Origin of the sequence: Streptomyces sp. NPDC026206 (assembly GCF_040638465.1) — a bacterium.
Taxonomy (GTDB): Bacteria; Actinomycetota; Actinomycetes; order Streptomycetales; family Streptomycetaceae; genus Streptomyces.
In genome coordinates this window covers 597,536-619,819 of record NZ_JBEZYL010000001.1, presented here as the reverse complement: position 1 = coordinate 619,819, position 22,284 = coordinate 597,536, and the positions used below count along the sequence as shown (strand labels likewise).

Below are 22,284 nucleotides of genomic sequence, written 5' to 3'. Positions count from 1 at the left end.
TCTCATCACCTCGGACGGTCCAGGGGCTGCATGAGCATGTCCGCGAGCCGCTCGCGCGTGACGCGTTCGGTGCGGGGCGCGTGCTGGGTGAGGAAGAGGGCGTTGAGCAGCTGGTCCGCGGCGATGACCTCGCCGGGCTCCCGGTCGAGGAACCGCTGGATGAGCGCGTCGCCGTCGGTCACCGCGTCGTCCCCCAGGTGGGCTCTGACCATCGCGGTCAGCTGTTCCTCGCCCGGCGGTTCGAGGTTGAGCTGGATGCAGCGGCGCAACAGGGCGGCGGGGAAGTCGCGTTCGCCGTTGGAGGTGAGCACGATCAGCGGGAAGGTGGTGCAGCGCACCCGGCCACCGCCGATCAGGGCCCGCCCGCCGTCGTCGGTGAGCACGTCGACCTCCGGCTCCAGGTCGGCGATCCGCTCCAGCTCCGGGAGGCGGTACTCCCCCTCCTCCAGGACGTTGAGGAGGTCGTTCGGCAGGTCGAGGTCGCCCTTGTCCAGCTCGTCGACGAGCAGCACGCGGGGCTGCGCGGCGGGCAGCAGGGCCGTGCCGAGCGGCCCCAGCCGCACGTACGAGCCGATGGAGCGCCGCTGCCGGACCTCGCCCGTGCCGCTGCCGCCGCCCGCGCGCTCCAGCTGGACGTCCTGCAGGCGGGCTATCGCGTCGTAGTGGTAGAGGCCGTCGTGCAGGGTGGAGCGGCTGACGATGGGCCAGCGCAGCACCCGGCCCAGGCCCAGCTCGTGGGCGACGGCGTGGGCGAGCGTCGACTTGCCGGTGCCGGGGTTCCCGGTGACCAGGAGCGGGCGGCGCAGATAGAGGGCGGCGTTGACCGCCTCCACCTCCTCGGGGCGCGGGTGGTGGTTCTCCACCAGCCGGCGCAGCACCCCGAGTCTGCGGGCGGCGCTCGGGTCGGTGCCCGCGCCGGCGTCGGGGCCCGAGGACGCGAAGTCCCGCCAGGGCGGGGGCGGCGGCAGGCGGCGTACTCCGTCGTGCGGCAGGCCGGCTCCCCGGTAGATGCGCCAATCGTTCACACTGGGCTCCTCGTGACTGGTGATGCCCCCAAGGCCTGCTGTGCCCGGGGCCCCGTGTGCCCGCCGCACCGTCCGACGGCCCCCGCTCGAAGGTACCGGCAGGGCCGGTGCCCTGCCGACCCCCGCAGCACTCCCCTGGCACGTACTTGACGTGCCGTCATGGCATGCCGTCCGGGCGGGCGCCGGGGGCGTACAACGGCGTGTCGGGCAGCGGTGGATGGAGCGGGGAGTCGAAGAGCAGGGCAATCGACCGTGCCCACAGCGCTTCGGGGTCGGAGTCGGCGGGGTCGGCGCAGCGGATACGGAGGCTGCGGATGAGCCGGTGGAGTCCCTCGGCGGTCTTCGCCTCGTCCACGAGCCGGGACACCTGCCGGTGGAATTCGGCGCAATCCGCATGGCCCGTGGCGCATCTGCGCCAGATCACCACCGCGTGCCCGGCGGCGAGCGCCGCGTCCATGGCCGTCGCGCCCGCGCCCGCCGCGACCTCGCCGCAGTACACCGGCACGGCGGTGTCGGCCGCCTCCGACAGCCGCCCGTACGCCTGGTGCCCGCTCTCGCGGCCCGGGCCGTCGTGCCCCTTCGCCGGCGCCTCGCGCCGCAGCGGCACGGCGGTCAGCGGGCCCCGGTCCGTGCCGCGCCAGCGCCGGCGCCACTCGGGGGTCGCCGGGCGGTCGCGGCGGCGCCGGTCCCGTACGACCACCACGCGGCGCTGCCCCAGCGGCATCGTGTGCGGGTCGATGCCTGCCTGCGCCTCCGCCGGGAGGTGTTCCCGGCAGGCACCGGGCGGCGCCAGCTGCCAGGCGTCCAGCGGCTCGTCGAACAGCTCGCGCGGCAGCATCACGTGCACGGCCGCCAGGTACTCGCCGACGTCCCCCTGCAGCAGCGCCTCGGCGACCGGCTCGCGCAGCGTCTCCTTCAGCAGCGCCCTGGGCACGCCCACCTCGTCGGCGCGCAGCGGGGTGACCACGCCGTCCTCCAGCAGCAGCTTCACCCGCCAGGGGTAGCGGTCGCCGTACAGGCACTGGTCGATCTCGACGATCACATCGGCGCGGGCCCGCGCCTCGGCCGCGCCGGGTGCGCCCGGTTCGACGTCCCGGCGCTCGGGCTTGCGCAGCTCGACCGCGCCCGGCGGGGCGGGCTCGCGGGGGCCGGCCGGGTCGTCGGCCCCGCCGTGCAGGATCCGGTGGATGTCCTCGCGTATGACGTCGGGCAGCGGCTCGGCCTGCCCGGCCAGCCAGGTGCTCAGCTCCCGCAGCGGCGCCGTGTCGCCCGCCCGGCCGAGCCGGCTGACGGCGGCGGCCACCCGGGCCGCGTAGAGCAGTACGGCCTCCAGCTCCAGGTCCCGGTCCGGGCCGCCGTCCTTCGCCCGGCCCGTCCGGTCCCCGCCGTCGCGCAGGTCGTACAGCAGGCCCACGCCCTCCCGCCACGTCCGCGGGTCGTGCTCGACACCCGGCTGGTACGGGTCCTGGATCACCCGGCGCTTGGCCGCCTCGACCAGCAGCATCACCTCGCCGGGGGTCGCGGGCGGCGTCAGCTCGGCGAGCCGGGCGAAGAGGTGGGTGCGCAGCACGGGCGTGAAGCCGTCCGCCGGCGCCGGGCGCAGCGCCTGCTGCAGGCCCGTCCAGCTGCCGCCGGTGCCCACCGTGCGGTAGCGGCGCAGGTGGTGGCGGTCGTGGGCGCGGATGACCGAGTGCAGCCGGTCGCGGCCGGAGCGCTCGTTGGCGATGCGGCGCAGTGCGGTGATCGGTACGGCCAGGCCGGCGGTGTCCCTGCCGCGCCCCTTGCCGACGCCGATGACCGCGCCCCGGCCCGTGTCCACGACGGGCCCGCCCGAGCAGCCGGCGACCGGGATCTCGCCGCGCAGCAGCATCGCGGCGCCGTCCCTGCCGTCCCCGCCGCTGGCGGTGCCCAGGCCGAAGCGCAGGGCGAGTTCGCCGGTCTCCTCGGACCAGCCGTGCAGGCTGACCGGGGCGGGCACGATCGCCGAACGGTCGCTGAGCCACAGGCACTCGGCGTCGTCGGCGTCCGCCACCTCCACCAGCGCCAGGTCGGGCAGGCCCCAGGGCCGGGGCGGGACGTCGGGGTCGTCCGGGAACGGCACGGCGAGCGCCACCCGGCCTTCGGTGGTGCGGTCCCACGCGTCGGTGACGTCGATGGCCGTTGCTCCGCCGAGCACGTCGCCACCCCCGTTCCCCACGACATGGGCACAGGTCAGGACCCAGCCGGGGGCAATGAAGAAGCCACTGCCCCAGAACCGGACGCCGGTGCGGTCATACCCGCCGCCGGGTGCGGAGATGCGCACGACCGCACGGCGTACGGTTCCGTCCAGGGCGCTCAAGGAGCGCCGCCCCCGTCCCCGCGCTCCCCTCTGCGCTCGTTACCGCGCCCGGTTCGGGGGGCGGCCCCGGGGGCGTAGCCGGGCGCGGGTCCGGGGGCGTAACCGGGCTCGGGTCCAGGGGCGTAACCGGGGGCGGCTCCGGGGGCGTAACCGCGCTCGGGTCCGGGGTCGGGTCCTGGGGCCGAACCGCGCCCGTCCCCGCGCTCCTCTCTGCGCCCGTTCCCGCGCCCGGCCCCGAGGTCTGCCCCCGGCTCGTTCCTACGCCCGGCTCCCGGGTCGGCCCCGGACTCGGGTCCGGGTTCGTTCCTTCGCCCGGCTCCCGGGTCGGCCCCGGGCTCGTCCCCGCGCTCGGTCCAGGTGAGCGACACCGTGATCGACGCCTTGCCGCTACCGTCGGCTATCAGGCTGATGACCTGCCCGGCCTGGGCGGAGAGTTCGATGCCGAACTCCACCTTGACCTCGTGCGGCCGCGCCGCCGCGAGCCCCATGCGGAGCGAGCCCACCACGCCGCGTGCGACATCGGCGAGTCCCCCCGCCATGCCGGCCACGCGCCGGGCAGCGCTCGAGTCCTCGTACGCGCCCTTCGGTAACCCGGCCCGCAGTTCCTGCGCTTCCGTGACCCGCGCCCAGACGACCGTGCCGTCGTCGAGCCGGACCTGCGTGATGCCGTCAGCCACGCGCCACCCCCGTTACGCAGATGATGGAGCAGGCTAGTCCTCTGGCCGGAGCGGCGCGAGAGGTCCTGGCCAAGGCCGGCGGGGGCGCGCCGCCTATCCTGTTCGGGACTGTCCGCCCACCCCTGACCATCACCGACGGAGAACACGTTGTACTTCACCGACCGCGGCATCGAGGAGCTGGAGAACCGGCGGGGCGAGGAGGAGGTCACCCTCGGCTGGGTGGCCGAGCAGCTGCGCACCTTCGTGGACCTCAACCCCGACTTCGAGGTCCCGGTCGAGCGCCTGGCGACCTGGCTGGCCCGGCTCGACGACGAGGACGACGAGTAGGCTTCCGCCGCACCGGCGGACCCGGAGCGCGTAGCGTCCCGCCCTCGGGGGCCGGGGCGGAGCCCCGGTTCGGGGAGGGGCGGGGCCGGGCCGGGCCGGGCCGGGCCGGGCCGGGGAACTGCTAACCGTTCGAACTGCCGCGTGAGTGCCACGCGTCGTAGGCGATCATCAGCGCGCCGTCCACGAGCAGCGCCGTTCCGGCCGCCGCCCAACCGCGGGAGCCCCGGCCGCGTCGCGCGTAGACCAGGAGCGACAGGCCCGCCGCCAGCTCCGCCGCACCCAGCGCCCGTGCCCTCGGACCGCGTATCCACTCCCCCAGGGGCCCGTGCTCCGACGCGTCGAGCCCGGTCCGTACCGCCTCCCGCCAGCCGGGCCACTCCACCGGCTCCGCCCCCGGCGCCGCGGCCGCCGCCGTCCGGAGCGCGTCCGCACCCGATCCGGGGGCCAGGCCCGGTGGCAGGTGCAGGCCGGCGCGGGCCAGGAGCGCGACGAGGCCCAGCACCCTGGCGGGGGCGTCCGCGTCGGAGTCGGGGTGCGTCAGCCGGTCGAACGCGGCCCCGTCCAGCACCGGGTCGAGCCCCAGCCGGGCCCGCAGGGCCGTCAGCGCACTGTCCTCGCCCAACGGAGCGCCGTCCGCGAGCCAGGTGTAGCCGGCCGTGCGGCGGAAGCCCGACGCGACCACGAAGCCCGCACCCTCGGCGTCCCACCACAGCCCGACCGCCGGCCACGTCTCGGCGACCGTCAGGGCGTGCGCCCACTCGGCCGTGATCGCGGCGAGGTGCGTGTCCTCCTCCTGCCAGGCCTCCTCCCCCGGCACCAGCACGCTCCACTCCTCGCCCGCCGGGGCGAGGAGCAGCGGCTCGCGCAGGAGCTGCGCGGAGGGGCGGACACGGTCGGGCTCGGCCCGGCAGAGCAGCAGTACCCCCGCCGCCCGGCTGCGATCAGTAGCGGACATGCGTCAACGCTAAGCCACGCAGCTGACACTTGACTTCCCCAGACCGCGATATATCGTGTCTTGTAGAGACGCGATATGTTGCGTTGCTGTCGTTCTTGCGAGGAGGGCCGGACATGCCGGGCAGGTCCCAGTGGTCACTCGCCGAGCCGCAGAAGCTCACGTTCGAGGAGCCGGTCACGGCTTTGAACGTGCGCGTCGTGGGCGGCACCGTCAACGTCGTCGGCGCCGGCAGCGGCCCGGCCCGGCTGGAGCTGTCCGGGATCGAGGGGCCACCGCTCACCGTCACCCTCAAGGAGGGCACCCTCAACGTCGCCTACGAGGACCTGCCCTGGAAGGGCTTCCTGAAGTGGCTCGACCGCAAGGCGTGGAAGCGCAGCGCCACCGTGACGCTGACCGTTCCGGCGGCCACCCGCGTGGAGGTCGGTGTCGTCGGGGCCGGTGCCGTCGTCTCCGGCATCTCCGGCGCCACGGACATCCGCGGGGTCAGCGGTGACACCACGCTGGTCGGCGTGACCGGCGCCGTCCGCGCGGAAACCGTCTCCGGAGGGCTGGAGGCCCAGTCCCTCGGTGGCGACCTGCGCTTCAACTCCGTCTCCGGCGACCTCACCCTCATCGAGAGTACCGGCGGCACGGTCAAGGCCGAGTCCGTCAGCGGCGACATGCTCGTCGACCTGTCCGCCACCGGGGCGAGCCCCGCGCTCAGCCTCACCAGCGTCTCCGGCGAGGTCGCCGTCCGGCTGCCGCACCCCGTCGACGCCGAGGTGGACGCCAACACCACCAGCGGCCAGCTCTCCTGCGCCTTCGAGGACCTGCGGATCAGCGGGCAGTGGGGTGCCAAGCGCATCACCGGCACGCTCGGCGCGGGCGGCGGGCGCCTCAAGGTCACCACCGTCTCCGGGGGTGTCGCACTGCTGCGCCGGCCACCGGCGCAGGACGGGCCCGCCGACGCCCCTGCTCCGCGAAAGGTCCTCTGATGCCTCCCGTCTTCGCCCACGGCCGGTTGCGCCTGTACCTCCTCAAGCTGCTCGCCGAGGCACCGCGCCACGGCTACGAGGTCATCCGCCTGCTGGAGGAGCGCTTCCAGGGGCTGTACGCCCCCTCCGCCGGCACCGTGTACCCCCGGCTGGCCAAGCTGGAGGCCGAGGGGCTGGTCACGCATGCCACCGAGGGCGGCCGCAAGGTGTACTCCATCACCGACGCCGGCCGCGCCGAACTCGCCGACCGGCAGGGGGAGCTGGCCGAACTGGAACTGGAGATCCGCGACTCCGTCGCCGCCCTGGCCGCGGACATCCGCGAGGACGTCCGCGGGGCGGCCGGCGACCTGCGGCGCGAGATGCGCGAGGCGGCGCGGCAGGCGCGTACGGACGCCGCCGGGGACCGCCCCGGCGACTACTTCGCCGGGGCGAAGGAGGACTTGCGGCGCGCCAAGGAGGAGTGGAAGGAGCAGGCGCGGCGGGCGAAGGAGGAGAGCCACCGCGCCCGGCAGGAGGCGCAGAGCGCCCGGCGGCAGGCCTGGCAGGCACAGGAGTACGCGCGGGAGGAGATGCTGCGCATCCAGGAGCGCGTGCGGGAGCAGGTCAAGGAGCACACGCGGCACGGGGACTGGCCGTCGGGCATCGTCGAGGGCGTCAACGCCCTGGCGAAGGAGCTCGGTGCGCTGGCGGGGCAGGCGGCCGGGGGCTCCGGCGCGAAGGAGCCGGTGCGTGAGCTCGACCGGCTGCTGGACCGGTTCCGGGACGAGGTGCGGGACGCGGCCCGCGACCATGGGGTGACGGTGGATCAGCTGGTCGAGGTGCGAGGTTTGTTGACGGATGCGGCCGAGCGGGTGGGAGCGGTGCTTCGTGAGGGGCGGGGCCGGGGCGGTACGGACCCTTCTGGGGCTGCATGATGTACGGGCCGTACGCGGCGTTTCCCATGGAAGCCCCGCACTTGGCCCGCACATCACGCTTTACGCCCCTGCCAGGGCCCGCACCGCCCCGGCCCCTCCGGCCGGTGGGCGGCCGCCGTATGGCTTCCGACGGTGCCGGGTAACGGGTGGGCGGGTGGGAAAGTCACGCGCCGGAGGCGCGTGTTCCTACCGCGGCGCCGCGGTGACCGTCACCGCCCCGGCCCCGCCGGGCAGGGACCGCACACGGACGGTGCCGCGCCGGCCCGGCGGTACGCTCGCCGCGTCGCTGCGCGCGGGCCCGGTCACCGCGATCCGCCATCCGCGCGGCATCGGCGGGAGCGACAGCTCCGTCACCCCGCCGCCGCGGCGCGCAGCCGGCACGTACTCCAGGCGGTACTCCCCGGGTACGTACGACTGCGACCGCACCGCCCCCGAAACCGCCGCCGCGTACGGCCGCACCGTCCGCTCCTTGTTCGGCTGGAAGCGGCGGCCGTCCTGGTCGAGCGCGCAGTAGCCGCCTCCGTAGCACCACGCCCAGCTCGCCCAGCCGGAGGCGTACCGGCCAATGGAGGCGATGGCCTCCTCGTAGAAGCGCCCCATGTTGGGCAGCGAGCTGTTGAGCGGGCCCCACTCGCCGACCACGACCGGCACCCGCTGCTCGCGGGGGTAGTGGACGATCTCCGCCTCGTACGCCTTCAGCCAGCCGGAAGCGGGGTCGTAGTCCCGGCCCGCCTCCATCGCGGCGTTGTAGAAGTGCGGCGCGTAGACGACCTTCGGGTCGTGCACGCGGCCCAGGCCGGTGCGCTTGCCCTCGCCGGCGGCCGGGGTGGGCTCGATGAACAGCCAGTGGCGCTTGTCGACCTGGCGGATGGCGTCGGCGATGCGGTTGTACATCGGGGTGATCTGCGTGGCCTCGATGCGGCGGGCGGCCTCGAACATGTCCTCGCCCGGCCGCAGCCGGCCCATCGGTTCGTTGATCAGGTCGTAGCCGAGCACCGCCGGGTGGTGCGCGAAGCGGCCGGCCAGGACGCGCCACATGCGGGCCTGGGCGTCCCGCAGGTCGGCGTCCTCGTAGAGGTGCTCGAACGCCGCCTGCACTCCGGGCTCGAAGTACTCGGCGAACCAGTCGTCGGGGTGCGGGGTGTAGGGCAGCCCGTCGGTGCGCGTGGCCCACTCGGGAATGCCCCGGTGGCCGCCGAACGCCGGGCCGTAGATGTCCTGGTGGGCGTCGATGACGACCTGGACGCGGTAGCGCCTGGCCCAGTCGAGGACTCGTTCGATCTTGCGCAGATAGCGCTCGCTGTAGTGGCCGCGCCGCGGCTCCAGGTCGTCCCAGAAGACGGCCAGGCGGGCGAAGTTGAAGCCGTGGGCCGCCATGTCGCGCAGGGAGCGCTCGGTGATGTCCTCCAGGGCGCGGTCGCCCCGGTGGTCCTTGTCCGCGAGGTTCCAGCCGCGCAGGGTGAGGGCGCGGCCGGTCCCATCCGTCAGGCGGGGGATGCCGGGGTCCGTACGGGCCTCGGCCGTGGGTGCGAGAAGTGCCAGGACAGCGGTTACGGCGAGGAACGCCGCCTTGCGCAAGCGTCTCTTCGGCATCCGTCGTTCATACCGTCAGGACCACTTTCCCGAACAGATCGCCGGTGGACATTTTTTCGAAGCCTTCGCGGGCGCGGTCCAGGGGCAGGACGGAGTCGATCAGCGGGCGTACGCCCTTGGTCGCGCAGAGGCTGAGGAGATCGGCCAGCTCCTCCTTGGTCCCCATCGTCGAGCCGACGACCTTGAGCTCCAGGAAGAAGATGCGGGTCAGCTCGGCGGCCGGCGGGCTGTCGCCACTGGTCGCGCCGGAGATGACCAGCGTGCCGCCCGGCTTGAGGGACTTCACCGAATGGGACCAGGTTGCCGCGCCGACGGTCTCGATCACGGCGTCCACGCGATGCGGGAGACGTGCACCCGGTTCGAACGCCGCTTCCGCGCCCAGCTCGACCGCGCGTTTGCGCTTGGCCTCGTCACGGCTGGTCGCGAAGATCCGCAGGCCCGCCGCCGCGCCCAGGACGATGGCCGCGGTGGCCACCCCGCCGCCGGCGCCCTGGACGAGGACGCTCTGGCCGGGACGCACGTTCGCGTTGGTGAAGAGCATGCGGTACGCGGTCAGCCAGGCGGTGGGCAGGCAGGCCGCCTCCTCGAAGGAGAGCTCCTTCGGCTTGGGCAGCACGTTCCAGGCGGGGACGGCGACGCGCTCGGCGAACGTGCCCTGGTAGCGCTCGGTGAGGATCGAGCGGGGCTCGTCGGGGCCCACGCCGTGGCCGGTCTGGCCGATGACGGAGTGGATGACGACCTCGTTGCCGTCCTCGTCGACGCCGGCGGCGTCGCAGCCGAGGATCATCGGCAGGGCCTTCTCGCTGATCCCCACGCCGCGCAGCGTCCACAGGTCGTGGTGGTTGAGGGAGGCGGCCTTGACGTCGACGATCGTCCAGCCGGGCCGCGCCCCGGGCTCGGGGCGCTCCCCCAACTGGAGGCCGTTCAGCGGCTGGTCACGGTCGATGCGTGCGGCGTAGGCGGCGAACATGAGCCGAACCTAGCCCCGGGGGGCGGGCGAGGGAACCGCATGCGGGTGTGACACGCGCCGCGTCCGTCCAGTGCCCTCTCCCACAACTGCCGTATCCGGCGCGCAGCGCCGTTTCGTCCTCTTGACGCCACCGGCCGCGTCGTGATCGTCAGCGCCCCGGCGGACAGCCTCGTGCCGGGCGATCCCGGCAAGGTGCGCAGGACAAGGTGCGCCCGACGCCTTCATGCCCGCCGGCCGCCGTACGGACACAACGCCTCCGTGCGCCGGGCGCCGTACGGGCACGACGCCTTCATGCCCGCCGGCCGCCGTACGGACACAACGCCTCCGTGCGTCGGCCGCATACGGAGGGGCCGGCCCGGACTGCCGAAGTCCGGACCGGCCCCGCACCTACCTCCGCGCTAGCGCCGCGCGACGCCCTCGGCGCGCGCCGCCGCCGCCACGGCCGCGGTCACCGCCGGGGCGACCCGCTCGTCGAACGGCGAGGGGATCACGCACTCGGCGCTCAGCTCGTCCGCCACCACCGCGGCCAGCGCCTCGGCGGCCGCGAGCTTCATGCCCTCGGTGATGCGCGAGGCGCGCACCTGCAGGGCGCCGGCGAAGATGCCGGGGAAGGCCAGGACGTTGTTGATCTGGTTCGGGTAGTCGCTGCGGCCGGTAGCGACGACGGCCGCGTACTTGTGGGCGACGTCCGGGTGGATCTCCGGGGTCGGGTTGGCCATGGCGAAGATCAGCGCGTTCTTCGCCATCTTGGCGACCGCCGGCTCGGGCACCGTTCCGCCGGAGACGCCGATGAACACGTCCGCACCGTCCAGAGCGGTCTCCAGGGGACCGGACAGACCAGCCTTATTGGTGAAACCGGCGAGATCGCGCTTGACGTCGGTGAGGTCCTCGCGGTCGGGCGAGACGATGCCCTTGCGGTCGCAGACCGCCACGTCACCGATGCCCGCCTCCACCAGGATCCTGGCGATGGCGACACCGGCCGCGCCCGCGCCCGAGATCACGGCACGCAGTTCGCCGAGCGTGCGGGAAGTGAGGCGGGCGGCGTTGCGCAGCGCGGCGAGCGTGACGACGGCGGTGCCGTGCTGGTCGTCGTGGAAGACGGGGATGTCCAGGCGCTCCTGCAGCTTGCGCTCGACCTCGAAGCAGCGGGGGGCGGAGATGTCCTCCAGGTTGATGCCGCCGAAGGACGGCGCGAGGCGCACGACCGTCTCGACGATCTCGTCGACCTCGCGGCAGTCCAGCGCGATCGGCACGGCGTCCACGCCGCCGAACTGCTTGAAGAGGATCGCCTTGCCCTCCATCACGGGCAGGGATGCCTCCGGACCGATGTCCCCCAGGCCGAGCACGGCGCTGCCGTCCGTCACCACGGCCACGACCTGGGACTTCCAGGTGTAGTCGTGGACCAGCCCGGGCTGCTCGGCGATGGCGCTGCACACCTTGGCGACACCCGGCGTGTAGGCGAGGGACAGGTCGTCCCTGTCGCGCACGGGCACCGTCGCCCGGATCTCCATCTTGCCGCCCCGGTGCAACGCGAAGGCCGGATCGAAGAACTCTCCCTGAGCTCCGTCGTCCGCACCACTGTCGCTGCGAGGGTTCACGATCTCCGCTGCCACTTTTTGACCCCTTTGTCGAAAAATTCCTGTCGAGGGTAACCGCCCCTGAGGTGTGGGAACGGGTCGGGCACCGTGTCCGTGACCCGGAGGGCGGATGGCCGCCACGGGGGGAGTACGGACACCGGGCGCGCCGCACACACGCGCCCTGAGCCCCGGATGAGGGGTGTAGCTGGCATTTCTATCAAATGAGCGCCAGGGCCGACGAGTGAGTTCCGGCTCGATGCGGCGCGACCGCCACCCCCGGGCCCGTCCGGAACGTGTCAACTGGTGACGGATGCACCGCGGCGTCCACGGACTGAGACGGCGCGAGCGTGACATGGATCTCGCCATCAGAAGATGCCCAGAAGAGACACCGCATACGAAAGGGCATGAACCGGCCTGTACCGCGCGGGGATCACCCGTTATCCGATTTTGACATGGCTGGCCCCCCGAATGGGGCAGTCCGGATGGCAAGATGCGCAGACTGCACGAGGTCGCGGCTCACGAGGAAGTGTGCTGCGGCATCGCCCGTGTATTGCGTGATTGCAGCGTTACCAGACTGAAATCCCCTCACCCGCAGGAGGAACCAGCAATGACCGCAAGCACCACCCCCCGCCCGGCCGCCGCCAGGAGTCGTTTGGCCGCTGCCGGCGCGATCGCGGTCGCCGGCACCCTGCTGCTGACCGGTTGTGGCGACCAGCGTGACAAGGTGAGCAACGGCGCCACCGAAACCTCGAAGGGCTCCTCGGCTCCCCTGTTCGGCAAGCTGCCGAAGAGGATCCAGGACGCCGGGGTCCTCAAGGTGGGTTCCGACATCGCCTACCCGCCCGTCGAATTCAAGAAGGACGGCAAGGTCGTCGGCATCGACCCCGACATCGCCGCCGCCATGGGCAAGGAACTCGGCGTGAAGGTCGAGTTCAACAACGGCACCTTCGACGCCCTCCTGACCGGCCTGCGCTCCAAGCGGTACGACATCGCCATGTCCGCGATGACCGACACCAAGGACCGCCAGGAAGGCATCGACCCCAAGACCAAGAAGAAGGTCGCCGAGGGAGTCGACTTCGTCGACTACTTCAACGCCGGCGTCTCGCTCTACACCAAGAAGGGCGAGACGAAGGACATCAAGGGCTGGGAAGACCTCTGCGGCAAGAAGATCGCCGTCCAGCGCGGAACGGTCTCGCACGACCTCGCCAAGTCCCAGTCCGAGAAGTGCGAGCAGGACGACAAGGACTCGATCGGCATCGAGGCGTTCGACACCGACCTCGAGGCCCAGACCCGGCTGAAGGCCGGTGGCGTCGACGCCGTCTCCAGCGACTTCCCGGTCGCGGCCTACGCGGTGAAGACCTCCGGCGGCGGCAACGACTTCGAGTCGGTCGGTGACCAGGTGGAGGCCGCTCCCTACGGCATCGCCGTCTCGAAGGACAACGCCCAGCTGCGGGACGCCCTCAAGGAAGCGCTCGAAGCGATCATCAAGAACGGTGCCTACGAGAAGGTCATCACGACCTGGGGCGTCGACGCCGGCGCCATCAAGGAAGTCAAGGTCAACGGCGGTTCCTGACCCCGCTTGCCTCCCCGTCCCCCTCGTACGGCAACGCTGAAAGGCATCACCCGTGACTGCTTCCCCCGACAAGCCCGACAAGCCGGAGCCCGAGCCCACGCCGGAGACCACGCCGGAGTCGGAGCCCACGCCCGAGACCGCACCCGAGACCGGCGAGAAGGGCACCGACAAGCCCGAGCCGGAGGCCGAGGCCGAGGCCGCCGCCGCCGCCGGCAAGGACGAGTCGGCCGATGAGGCCGAGCCCGCCGGCAAGGACGAGGCCAAGGCCGACAAGCCCGAGCCCGCCGACAAGGCCGAGAAGGTGCCCGCCGACGAGCCGGCCGCAGGCAAGGCCGAGGCCGGCAAGCCGGAGCCCGAGCCCGAGCCGGAGCCCACCGAGAAGGTCTCCGTCAAGAAGGCGGCTGCCAAGGCGTCGGAGACGTCAGAGACGTCGGAGCCCGCCGACAAGCCGGCGCCCGGCAAGGCCGGGACCGCGCCCGACGCGATCAAGGCGATCCCGGTCCGGCACTACGGCCGATGGATCTCCGCCGTCGTCGTCCTGGCCCTGCTGGGCCTGGTGGTCAACGCCTTCGCCACGGCGAACGTCCACTACAGCGCCATCCCGGACTACCTCTTCGACTCCTCGGTCCTCTCGGGCCTCGGCAAGACCGTCCTGATCTCGGTCCTCGCCATGGTGCTGGGCCTGGTGCTGGGCATCGTGCTGGCCGTGATGCGGCTGTCGAAGAACCCGGTGACCTCCTCGGTCGCCTGGGGATACATCTGGTTCTTCCGCGGCACCCCGGTCTTCGTGCAGCTGCTGCTGTGGTTCAACCTCGCGCTGATCTTCCCGTACATCAATCTCGGCCCGATCTACCGGGACGAGATGAGCGACTTCATGACCCCCTTCATGGCCGCGCTCCTCGGCCTGGGACTCAATGAGGCCGCTTACATGTCGGAGATCGTCCGGGCCGGCATCCAGTCGGTCGAGGAGGGCCAGACCGAGGCCGCGCACGCGCTGGGCATGAGCCAGGGCAAGACGCTGCGCCGGATCGTACTGCCGCAGGCGATGCGCGTGATCGTGCCGCCGACGGGCAACGAGTTCATCAACATGCTCAAGACCTCGTCGCTGGCGGCGAGCGCGGCGCAATACCTCGAGCTGCTGCGCTCCACCTCCGACATCGGGCAGACCACGGGCGCCACGGTCGAGATGCTCTTCCTCGCCGCCACCTGGTACCTGATCCTGACCAGCGTCTTCAGCGTCGGTCAGTTCTACCTGGAGCGGCACTACGCCCGCGGCTCACTGCGCAGCCTGCCGCTCACCCCCTGGCAGAAGGTCAAGGCGAACCTGTCCTCCTTCAGCAACCGTTCCAAGGGAGGCGTCACCGCATGAACGCGATGGTGAAGGCCGAGGGCGTCCACAAGTCCTACGGCGCGGTCCAGGTCCTCAAGGGCATCGACCTCGAGGTCGCCCCGCGCGAGGTGTTCTGCCTCATCGGTCCCTCCGGGTCCGGCAAGTCCACGTTCCTGCGGTGCATCAACCACCTGGAGCAGATCAACGCCGGCAAGCTGTACGTCGACGGCCAGCTGGTCGGCTACCGGGAGCACGGCAACAAGCTGTACGAGCTCAAGGACAGCGAGGTGGCCCGCAACCGCCGGGACATCGGCATGGTGTTCCAGCGCTTCAACCTCTTCCCGCACATGACGGCGCTGGCCAACGTCATGGAGGCGCCGATGCAGGTCAAGGGCGAGACGAAGGCGGTCGCCCGGGAGCGGGCGCTGAGGCTCCTCGACCGCGTGGGGCTGGCCGACAAGGCCGGCAACTACCCCTCGCAGCTCTCCGGCGGCCAGCAGCAGCGCGTGGCCATCGCGCGGGCGCTGGCGATGGAGCCGAAGCTGATGCTCTTCGACGAGCCGACGTCGGCGCTGGACCCCGAGCTGGTGGGCGACGTCCTGGACGTCATGCGCGGCCTCGCCGAGGACGGCATGACGATGATCGTCGTCACGCACGAGATGGGCTTCGCGAGGGAGGTCGGCGACTCGGTCGTCTTCATGGACGACGGCGTCGTCGTGGAGTCCGGGGCGCCGCGCGACGTGCTGACCAACCCCCAGCACGAGCGGACGAAGTCCTTCCTGTCCAAGGTGCTCTGACCGGTCTCCGGCGGCAGGTACAGCACATATGAGAGCGCGGGGTACGGGCCTTTCGGCCCGTACCCCGCGCTTTCAGCTGTTCGTGGGGCAACGACGACAGCTTTTCGGACGTCCTCATCGTCTGCGCCCGCTGCCGGGTGCACCACCCCATTTGCAGCAAACTGCCAACGGCATGTAATACCCTCGATTGAAGGCAGGCCATTACTGACCCCTGACTGCGACCGCAGCCTTCTGCATAAGGACCCAAAGTGGAACTGGCCTCTTACTCGGACTTCGCCGTGCGGCTGGTCAACACCGAGCAGCCGGCCCGGGGCATCGACACGCTCACCTCGCTGGAGGCCGTGCGCGAGCTCTTCGGCCCGGCGTCCCAGTCCGCCCGCCGGCTGACCGACGGCGACCTGACCCGGCTGCGGTCGGTGCGGGGCCGGCTGCGTACGGTCTTCCAGGCGGCGGCCGAGGGCGACGAGGTGCGGGCGGTGGACCTGCTCAACGCGCTGCTGATGGAGTTCCCGGTCAGTCCGCAGATCTCCGGGCACGAGCACCGCGACGAGGACGGCCGCCCCAAGTGGCACATGCACATCGCCGATCACGCCGCCAACGCCGGTTCCACCTACACCGCCACCGCGAGCATGGGCCTGGCCGTCCACCTCACCGAGTACGGCGTCGACCGCCTCGGCATCTGTCAGGCGACGCCCTGCCGCAACGCCTACCTCGACACCTCGACCAACCGCTCCCGGCGCTACTGCTCGGACCGCTGCGCCACCCGCGCCAACGTCGCCGCCTACCGCGCCCGCAAGCGCCTGGAGAGCGAACGCCCCGGAGATGCGGCGGACCGCACGGACGACCGCAACGGCCGCACGGACGAGGCCGCCCACGACAGCAGCGCCCCCACCGACCGCTGACCCGCCCGCGGGGGCGGGCGCAGCCGTGCCCAGGCCCGGGCGACCACGAACTCGTCCGGCACCGCCCCGAACTCCCGGCTGTCGTTCTCCACGAGGGGGTTGTCCCCCGTCACCCACCAGCCGCCCTCGCGCCGCTCCACCGCACGCTTGACGATCAGCAGGTCCTGCCGGAACGGATGCCGCATCACCACCACATCACCCGGGCGTACGGCCGCCCCGTACCGCACGACCAGCTGGTCGCCCGGGTTCAGCGTCGGGACCATCGAGGGGTTGTAGACCTCGGCGAGCCCGATCCGCAGCAGTCCGCGGCGCTCGCGGTCCACCTCTTGCCCGCGTTCGTCCACTTGCTCCTGCACCACGGCACCTCCGCGTCCGTTCCTCCATCAGTCCCAGACTGACACTGGACTTTTGCCCTGAGCCCCCCGGGGCACTCGAGAAAAGCCTTCCCGCACCGAGTAATCTCGCACCTGAGAAGACGATCACGAGGAAGGACAGCACATGCTTTCCCGCCTGTTCGCCGCCAAGGTGAAGGTCAGCGCCCACTGCGACCTGCCCTGCGGTGTGTACGATCCGGCCCAGGCCCGCATCGAAGCCGAGTCGGTCAAGGCCGTCCAGGAGAAGTACCTGGCCAACGAGGACCCCCACTTCCGCGCCCGCGCCACCGTCATCAAGGAGCAGCGCGCCGAGCTGGCCAAGCACCACGTCTCGGTGCTGTGGAGCGACTACTTCAAGCCTCCGCACTTCGAGAAGTACCCCCAGCTGCACCAGCTGGTCAACGACACCCTCAAGGCACTGAGCACCGCGAAGGCGTCGACGGACCCGAAGACGGGCGAGAAGGCGCTTGAGCTGATCGCCGAGATCGACCGCATCTTCTGGGAGACCAAGAAGGCCTGACCGGTTTTCCGGCCGGCTCGCGGCGGAGGGCGCCCACCCGTTTCGGGGGGCGCCCTCTTCGCGTACCGCGGCGGGCGGCGGGGCCGATGTCCCGCTTCCTGACAAAAGTCATGCCGAGGTCCTGACGGTCCGCTCTGCCGCCCGGGTGGCCCGGCCCGCGAGTCTGTAGGGGTCCGGGTACGGCGCCCGGGCAGCGACCCGGAGGCTCCCCACCATGCAGACGGCCACAGTCACCGAGGCCCCCGCCACCACGGACCCCGCGGCCCCCGCCCCCGCGGCCCCCGGCGGCACCACGCGGCGCCGCGCGCTGGCGGAGAGCCTGGCGCCGCTGGTCGTGGATGCGCTCGTCCCCATGGGCGCCTACTACGTCCTCAGCGGCGGCTTCGGCATGAGCACGCTGGCCGCACTGGCCTGGAGCAGTGTTCTCCCCGCTGGCCGCACCCTCTGGGGGCTCGTCAGGAACCGCCGGCTCAACGGGCTGGCCGCCCTCATCCTCACCGTCAACGCCGTGGGTCTGCTCCTCAGCACCGTCACCGGCGATGTGCGTCTGATGCTCGCCAAGGAGAGCGCGGGCAGCGGCGTCGTCGGTCTTGTCGTGCTGGCCTCCGTGTTCGCCGGCCGTCCCCTGATGACGGCCGGCCTGCGGCCCTGGGTCACCCGGGGGGAGACCGCCAAGCACGCTGCCTGGGACCGGCTCGTGGGCGCGTCCGCGCGCTTCCGGCGGACCGAGCGGACCTTCTCGGTGGTGTGGGGGGCCGCCCTGCTGGCCGAGGCCGTCGCCCGGGTGGTGGGCGTCTACACGCTGCCGGTGGACACGATGGTGTGGCTGGGCAATGTGATCCTGGCCGTCGCCATGACCCTGGCGACCTACGTCGGGGGCGCCCTGGCCATCATCCCGATGGAGAGGATGGTCGCGGCGGAGCTCGCCGGCGTGAAGGCCTGACGGCCGCCCGGCAGGCGGGGGTGCACAGCGGGCCCGTACGGCCGTCGCCGTACGGGCCCGCGGGGGCTGGGGCCGGTCAGCTCTGCCAGCCGGTCCAGCTGCCGCTGCTCAGGCGGTGGCGGTAATAGCGCTCGCCGTCGTCGCCGACGGCCGAGATGGTCGGGGCCCAGGTGTTGTTCCCGTCCACCCGCACACCGCTGCGGAGCTTGCCGCCGAACGAGGTCCACTCGCTCCAGCTGCCGCCCGCGTACTGCCAGCGCGTCCAGACCGCGAAGTCCGTACCGATGATGAACACCTGCCGATTGCCGGCCGGGTACGTGATCCAGGCCTCGCCGTATTCGCAGATGTAGTCGCCGCCGAGGCCCGACACGTGGCAGTAGTTCGCCGCGGCCTTGGCCGGCGCGGCCTGTGCGGGGGCCGATGCCACGCCGGCCAGGGTGGCACCGGCCAGGGCGAGGGTGGTGGCCGCGAGGGCCGGCCGGCGGAGAAGGGCGAAGGTCATGGAAACTCCCGGATCTGGGTGTGGTCGCGGCGTGCGACGGCCTGCTGGGGGTCCGCCTTGCCCACGAGGAACGGTGGACGGGGCGGCCGAGAGGGATGCTGGCAGCGGCTCGCTGAAGGGAGGCTGAAGCAACCTGAAATGATCTACAGGTCGGGTCCCGGCCGGGCCAAGGTGGGCGTATGCGCATACTCGTGGTGGACGACGACCGGCGGCTGGCCGAACTGCTGCGCAGGGGCCTGGCCGCAGAGGGATTCGCGGTGGAGTTCGCGCACGACGGGCCCGAGGGATTGCACCTGGCCCGGGAAGGGCACTACGACGCGATCGTGCTGGACGTCATGCTGCCGGGACTGAACGGCTACCACGTGTGTGCCCGGTTGCGCGCGGCCGGGATCTGGACACCGGTGCTCATGCTGACGGCCAAGGACGGCGAGTACGACGAGGCCGAGGGCCTGGACACGGGAGCCGACGACTACGTCACCAAGCCCTTCTCCTACGTCGCTCTCGTCGCCCGCCTGCGGGCGCTGATACGCCGTGGCCGCCCGGAACGGCCCGCGACGGTGCGGATCGGGGACTTGCAGGTCGACCCCGCCCGCCGAAGATGCCGGCGCGGTGAGGCCGAAATCGACCTCACCGCCCGGGAGTTCGCGGTGCTGGAATACCTCGCCCTGCGCAACGGCGAGGTCGTCGCCAAGCGCGAGGTGCTCGAACACGTCTGGGACGCCGCGTTCGAGGGCGAGATGAACATCGTGGAGGTGTACGTCAGCGCCCTGCGCCGCAAGATCGACGTACCGTTCGGGCGGCGCACGATCCACACCGTGCGCGGGGTGGGTTACCGGCTGGCCGCCGAGGACGACCGCCGGTGAAGCGGCCGCGCCGGCGGCCGGCCCGGTGGCGGCCCGCCTCGATGCGCGGGCGTCTGACCCTGATCGCCACGATCGCGGCCCTGGTGCCCTTGAGCACCGGGGCGGTGGTCGCCGCCGTGTCGATGCGTGGCTATCTGCTCAAGGAGGCCCACGACTACGCCACGGTGACCACGGGCATCGCCGACATCGACACGGCCCGGGAGGCCGCCGCGGACCCGGCCCGCGTCCCCGAACGCCTCCGTGGGGATCCCCGGCTGGAGATCCAGGTGCGCACGGCCCAGGAGGTGCCGTCCCTGCCGGGCCTGCAAGGCCGGGAGCCGGCCCTCGTGACCATGGTGCGGCAGGTGGGTCCGGCGTCGTTGTCCCTGTGGCCCTGGACCGACCCCGCAGGCCGGTCCCCCGTTCTGGAGTCCTTCCTGCGCCGGGGCAGCGGCCCTTCCGGTCCGGTGTTGTTCGTCTTCAGCCCGCTGCGGTACGAACAGGCCCGGCTGAACACCGTCGTGTGGTCCCTGACCGGCGCGGTGACCCTGACGACCGCTTTGGTGGCGGCCGCCACCTGGTTCGCGGCCGGACGCGTACTGCGCCCGGTGGAGGCCATCCGCAGCCGGTTCGCCGACCTCACCGCGCACCACCTGGACCGCCGGGTCCCGGTGCCGGGCACCGACGACGAAGTCGCCCGGCTGGCGCGGACGATGAACAGCACGCTCCACCGCCTCGAGGCCAACGTCGACCGGCAGAGCCGGTTCGTCGCCGACGCCTCCCACGAACTGCGCAGCCCCCTCGCGGCGCTGCGCGCGGAGCTGGAGATCGCCCTCGCCCACCCGGACCGGGCCGACTGGCGGGACGTCGTCGACGGAGCCCTCGGCGACACCCGGCGCCTGCAGCGCCTCACCACGGACCTGCTGCTGCTCGCCCGTCTCGACGCGTCCGGCTCCGCGGGCCCGGCCGGTGGTGGCTCCGTCGACCTCGCCGCCCTCGTCCGCGACGAGACCGGCCGCCGCCGCGTGCCGGAGCACCTGGCGCTCCGTGTGGAGGCCGCCCCCGGGCCGGTCCCGCTGCACGGCCACCACGCTCTCCTCGCCCGCCTCCTCGGCAACCTGCTGGACAACGCCGAGCGCCACGCCGTCCAGGTGATCGAGGTCCGTCTCACGCATGACGCGGTCGCCCGCCGGGCGGTCGTGTGCGTCCAGGACGACGGCCCGGGCATCCCGCCGGCCGACCGCCGCCGCGTCTTCGAGCGCTTCACCCGCCTCGACGACGCCCGGACCCGCGACACCGGCGGAACCGGGCTCGGCCTCGCGATCGCCCATCGCATCGCCGGGGCCCACCACGGCACCCTGGAGATCGCCGACAGCGCCCACGGCGCCCGCTTCACCATCACGCTGCCCACCGGCTCCCCCGCGCCGGCGCCGGTCCGCTCAGGAGCGTGAGGTGCCCGCGGACGGCTTGGCCGTGCCACCGCCCTTGCGGCCCAGGGGGACGTACCACGTCTTCCCCTCACGTTCGAGGGACAGGCTTTCGCGGTGGTCGCGGCCCCCGCCGTCCGTGGCGGTGATGGCGACGTCCGCGAAGCCGGGGCCGAACTCGTGGGTGACCTCCATGCCGGTGACCTTCAGCCCCCGGCCGCCCCGCTGGGCGACGATGCCGCGGGCGTCCTCACGCGCGCCCTCGGTCCCGGGCCTGCCGAGCGCCGCGAGGGCGTCGGCGTCCCGGGCGTTGAGGGCGTCGACGTAGGCGGTGGCGGTCTCTCGCTCCGTCCTGGCCCGCCCCTGGGAGTCGCTGTCGCAGCCGGCCAGCGCGAACAGGACGGCCGTGCCGAGCACGGCGACGCGACGACGTGTTCTCATGCGAACCCCCAGGGGCGGATGAGGTTTTCGGATCAGGTGCGGTGCGCGTAGTACCAGGCGTCGGGACGCTTGGCCAGGAGATTGCTCAGCTTCCGGTTGTGCGTGTTGCCGGTGTGGTAGGTGAGGTAGGTGTCACGGGGCGTCCACGCAGTGACGATCATGGTGTGGTCGATGGTGTTGTTGGGCCGCGGCCCCCAGTCCGCCTGCAGGACGTCGGCCTTGCGGAGGTCCCAGACGTTACGGAGGATGCTGGTGCGCCCGGAGTGCTTGCTGGCGAACCAGTACCAGTTCTCCGCGCCGGCCCAGGTGTAGCTGGTGGTCCAGGTGTGGCCGCCGTAGAACCACCTCTTGTTGCTCTTGCGGTTGAAGATGTTGCCACCGGTCTCGTGCCAGCCTCCGAAGTTCATGGCCTGCGAGACGAAGTTGGTGCAGTCGTTGTCGTACGTACGGAAGGCCCGGTTCGGGTTCTTCCAGTACTTGTTGGCGTAGTAGGCCATGGCGTCGTAGTCGTACGACGCCGCCGCGGTCTTCGCGGCCTCCGCAGGCTTCTGCGGGCGGGCCGTGACGGCGGACCGCTGCGCGCTCCCGCCCTCCGCGTCGGCGTCGGGCTCCTTGGGCCCTTCCGCCGGTGCCGCGAGGTAGGTGGTGACGTCCCCCGTGCCCAGGTCGGGCTTGTCCGAGGCCAGGAGCCAGCGGCCCGCCGCGTCGCGGGTGAAGGTGAGGGTGTGCCCCACCGAGTACTCCTCGGCCTCCGGGTCGCCCTGCCGGACGTTCGGGTAGTGCAGTCTGGTGTCCTCGGTGAGCCGGACCGTGGCGGTGCCGCCCGCCTCGGTGGCCTCGCCCGGGGTGACCTTCACCTCGGCGCGCGTGTAGCCCCCGCTGGCCTTCTCGTAGGCGCGTCCCTGCGCGGCGAGCTGCCGGAATTCACCCTTGAGCCGGTTCGCGAGCTCGGCCGTCGCCTGCTGCGGCGGCTCGGGCGCGACGCGGGCGCGGCCGGTGGCCGTGACGGTGTCGGCGCGCTGCTGCAGATAGCTCTCGGCGATCCGGTGCAGCGGGGCGGCATCGGCGGCCGGCATCGCGGCCCCCTCGGCGGTGCGGCTCTGCGCGGCCAGGGCCGAGGGCGCCGCCCCGAGTCCCATGGCGGCGGCGACCACCGCACAGGCGGCAAGGCGCGCTGTTCTTCTCATTCGCATGTATTCCCCCATGAATTGGCGAACGATCAGGACCACAGTCCCCCGGTACGTCGCATTCAGGAGTGGCAGCGGTTGCCTACTGGCCGAAAA

Annotated in this window: 21 protein-coding genes and 1 pseudogene; 11 read left to right on the top strand and 11 right to left on the bottom strand. The window is 72.3% G+C overall.

Translation table 11 applies throughout. The features are described 5' to 3' along the window. Positions 1 to 5 precede the first annotated feature (5 nt). The 3 genes from AB0F13_RS02915 to AB0F13_RS02905 all read right to left on the bottom strand — a co-directional run bounded on the left by AB0F13_RS02915 (position 6) and on the right by AB0F13_RS02905 (position 4,040). A complete protein-coding gene (locus AB0F13_RS02915; protein ID WP_362074040.1) occupies positions 6 to 1,025 on the bottom strand; it encodes a MoxR family ATPase in 1,020 nt (339 codons plus the stop codon). A gap of 157 nt (positions 1,026 to 1,182) precedes the next feature. Further along, positions 1,183 to 3,363 carry a trypsin-like peptidase domain-containing protein gene (locus AB0F13_RS02910; protein WP_362074037.1) on the bottom strand — a complete coding sequence of 727 codons (2,181 nt, stop codon included), beginning with the start codon at positions 3,361 to 3,363 and terminating at the stop codon, positions 1,183 to 1,185. Continuing rightward, complete coding sequence (locus AB0F13_RS02905; RefSeq protein ID WP_362074034.1) at positions 3,360 to 4,040, bottom strand: CU044_2847 family protein; 681 nt, start codon at positions 4,038 to 4,040, stop codon at positions 3,360 to 3,362. The genes AB0F13_RS02910 and AB0F13_RS02905 overlap by 4 nt, the downstream gene beginning before the upstream one ends. A gap of 147 nt (positions 4,041 to 4,187) precedes the next feature. Between AB0F13_RS02905 and AB0F13_RS02900 the strand changes: the two genes are divergently transcribed. Beyond that, a complete protein-coding gene (locus AB0F13_RS02900) occupies positions 4,188 to 4,367 on the top strand; it encodes a DUF6104 family protein (protein ID WP_004937694.1) in 180 nt (59 codons plus the stop codon). A gap of 121 nt (positions 4,368 to 4,488) precedes the next feature. On the opposite strand, the gene AB0F13_RS02895 is transcribed toward AB0F13_RS02900, so the two are convergent. Further along, a complete protein-coding gene (locus tag AB0F13_RS02895; RefSeq protein ID WP_362074031.1) occupies positions 4,489 to 5,322 on the bottom strand; it encodes a hypothetical protein in 834 nt (277 codons plus the stop codon). A 113-nt stretch (positions 5,323 to 5,435) separates the two neighbouring features. Here AB0F13_RS02895 and AB0F13_RS02890 point away from each other — a divergent pair, with 113 nt between their 5' ends. Next, positions 5,436 to 6,296, top strand: coding sequence for a DUF4097 family beta strand repeat-containing protein (locus tag AB0F13_RS02890; RefSeq protein WP_362074028.1), 861 nt, complete (start codon positions 5,436 to 5,438; stop codon positions 6,294 to 6,296). Beyond that, a complete protein-coding gene (locus AB0F13_RS02885) occupies positions 6,296 to 7,210 on the top strand; it encodes a helix-turn-helix transcriptional regulator (protein ID WP_362074025.1) in 915 nt (304 codons plus the stop codon). The genes AB0F13_RS02890 and AB0F13_RS02885 overlap by 1 nt, the downstream gene beginning before the upstream one ends. A 186-nt stretch (positions 7,211 to 7,396) precedes the next feature. Here AB0F13_RS02885 and AB0F13_RS02880 read toward each other — a convergent pair whose 3' ends face one another. From AB0F13_RS02880 to AB0F13_RS02870, 3 genes are all read right to left on the bottom strand, one after another. After that, positions 7,397 to 8,803 carry a cellulase family glycosylhydrolase gene (locus tag AB0F13_RS02880; protein ID WP_362074022.1) on the bottom strand — a complete coding sequence of 469 codons (1,407 nt, stop codon included), beginning with the start codon at positions 8,801 to 8,803 and terminating at the stop codon, positions 7,397 to 7,399. 7 nt (positions 8,804 to 8,810) lie between these two features. Next, positions 8,811 to 9,773, bottom strand: coding sequence for a zinc-binding dehydrogenase (locus AB0F13_RS02875; RefSeq protein WP_362074019.1), 963 nt, complete (start codon positions 9,771 to 9,773; stop codon positions 8,811 to 8,813). A 398-nt stretch (positions 9,774 to 10,171) separates the two neighbouring features. After that, positions 10,172 to 11,386 carry an NADP-dependent malic enzyme gene (locus AB0F13_RS02870; RefSeq protein WP_362074016.1) on the bottom strand — a complete coding sequence of 405 codons (1,215 nt, stop codon included), beginning with the start codon at positions 11,384 to 11,386 and terminating at the stop codon, positions 10,172 to 10,174. A 571-nt stretch (positions 11,387 to 11,957) separates the two neighbouring features. Between AB0F13_RS02870 and AB0F13_RS02865 the strand changes: the two genes are divergently transcribed. From AB0F13_RS02865 to AB0F13_RS02850, 4 genes and pseudogenes are all read left to right on the top strand, one after another. Further along, positions 11,958 to 12,923, top strand: a complete 966-nt coding sequence (locus AB0F13_RS02865; RefSeq protein WP_362074013.1) for an ABC transporter substrate-binding protein — start codon at positions 11,958 to 11,960, stop codon at positions 12,921 to 12,923. A 484-nt stretch (positions 12,924 to 13,407) separates the two neighbouring features. Further along, positions 13,408 to 14,292, top strand: a complete 885-nt coding sequence (locus AB0F13_RS02860; protein WP_362074504.1) for an amino acid ABC transporter permease — start codon at positions 13,408 to 13,410, stop codon at positions 14,290 to 14,292. A gap of 5 nt (positions 14,293 to 14,297) precedes the next feature. After that, a complete protein-coding gene (locus tag AB0F13_RS02855; protein WP_362074501.1) occupies positions 14,298 to 15,050 on the top strand; it encodes an amino acid ABC transporter ATP-binding protein in 753 nt (250 codons plus the stop codon). A 248-nt stretch (positions 15,051 to 15,298) separates the two neighbouring features. After that, positions 15,299 to 15,787: pseudogene (locus AB0F13_RS02850) on the top strand (ABATE domain-containing protein); the annotation flags it as partial. A gap of 44 nt (positions 15,788 to 15,831) precedes the next feature. On the opposite strand, the gene sodX reads toward AB0F13_RS02850, so the two are convergent. Next, a complete protein-coding gene (gene sodX / locus AB0F13_RS02845) occupies positions 15,832 to 16,308 on the bottom strand; it encodes a nickel-type superoxide dismutase maturation protease (RefSeq protein ID WP_362074498.1) in 477 nt (158 codons plus the stop codon). A gap of 142 nt (positions 16,309 to 16,450) precedes the next feature. Here sodX and sodN point away from each other — a divergent pair, with 142 nt between their 5' ends. Beyond that, the gene (gene sodN / locus AB0F13_RS02840; RefSeq protein WP_362074010.1) at positions 16,451 to 16,846 is read left to right on the top strand and encodes a superoxide dismutase, Ni; all 396 of its coding nucleotides are present in this window, start codon (positions 16,451 to 16,453) and stop codon (positions 16,844 to 16,846) included. A 214-nt stretch (positions 16,847 to 17,060) separates the two neighbouring features. Then, the gene (locus tag AB0F13_RS02835) at positions 17,061 to 17,789 is read left to right on the top strand and encodes a VC0807 family protein (protein WP_362074008.1); all 729 of its coding nucleotides are present in this window, start codon (positions 17,061 to 17,063) and stop codon (positions 17,787 to 17,789) included. Positions 17,790 to 17,865: 76 nt separating this feature from the next. On the opposite strand, the gene AB0F13_RS02830 is transcribed toward AB0F13_RS02835, so the two are convergent. Then, positions 17,866 to 18,291, bottom strand: a complete 426-nt coding sequence (locus tag AB0F13_RS02830) for a hypothetical protein (RefSeq protein ID WP_362074005.1) — start codon at positions 18,289 to 18,291, stop codon at positions 17,866 to 17,868. 179 nt (positions 18,292 to 18,470) lie between these two features. Here AB0F13_RS02830 and AB0F13_RS02825 point away from each other — a divergent pair, with 179 nt between their 5' ends. Next, positions 18,471 to 19,154: a response regulator transcription factor gene (locus AB0F13_RS02825; RefSeq protein WP_362074002.1), complete on the top strand. Its 684-nt coding sequence runs from the start codon at positions 18,471 to 18,473 to the stop codon at positions 19,152 to 19,154. Continuing rightward, the gene (locus AB0F13_RS02820; protein ID WP_362073999.1) at positions 19,151 to 20,584 is read left to right on the top strand and encodes a HAMP domain-containing sensor histidine kinase; all 1,434 of its coding nucleotides are present in this window, start codon (positions 19,151 to 19,153) and stop codon (positions 20,582 to 20,584) included. The genes AB0F13_RS02825 and AB0F13_RS02820 overlap by 4 nt, the downstream gene beginning before the upstream one ends. Here AB0F13_RS02820 and AB0F13_RS02815 read toward each other — a convergent pair. Further along, positions 20,573 to 21,001, bottom strand: coding sequence for a hypothetical protein (locus AB0F13_RS02815; protein WP_362073996.1), 429 nt, complete (start codon positions 20,999 to 21,001; stop codon positions 20,573 to 20,575). The two genes, AB0F13_RS02820 and AB0F13_RS02815, sit on opposite strands and share 12 nt — an antisense overlap. A gap of 32 nt (positions 21,002 to 21,033) precedes the next feature. Beyond that, positions 21,034 to 22,188 carry an amidase domain-containing protein gene (locus tag AB0F13_RS02810; RefSeq protein ID WP_362073993.1) on the bottom strand — a complete coding sequence of 385 codons (1,155 nt, stop codon included), beginning with the start codon at positions 22,186 to 22,188 and terminating at the stop codon, positions 21,034 to 21,036. Positions 22,189 to 22,284 lie beyond the last annotated feature (96 nt).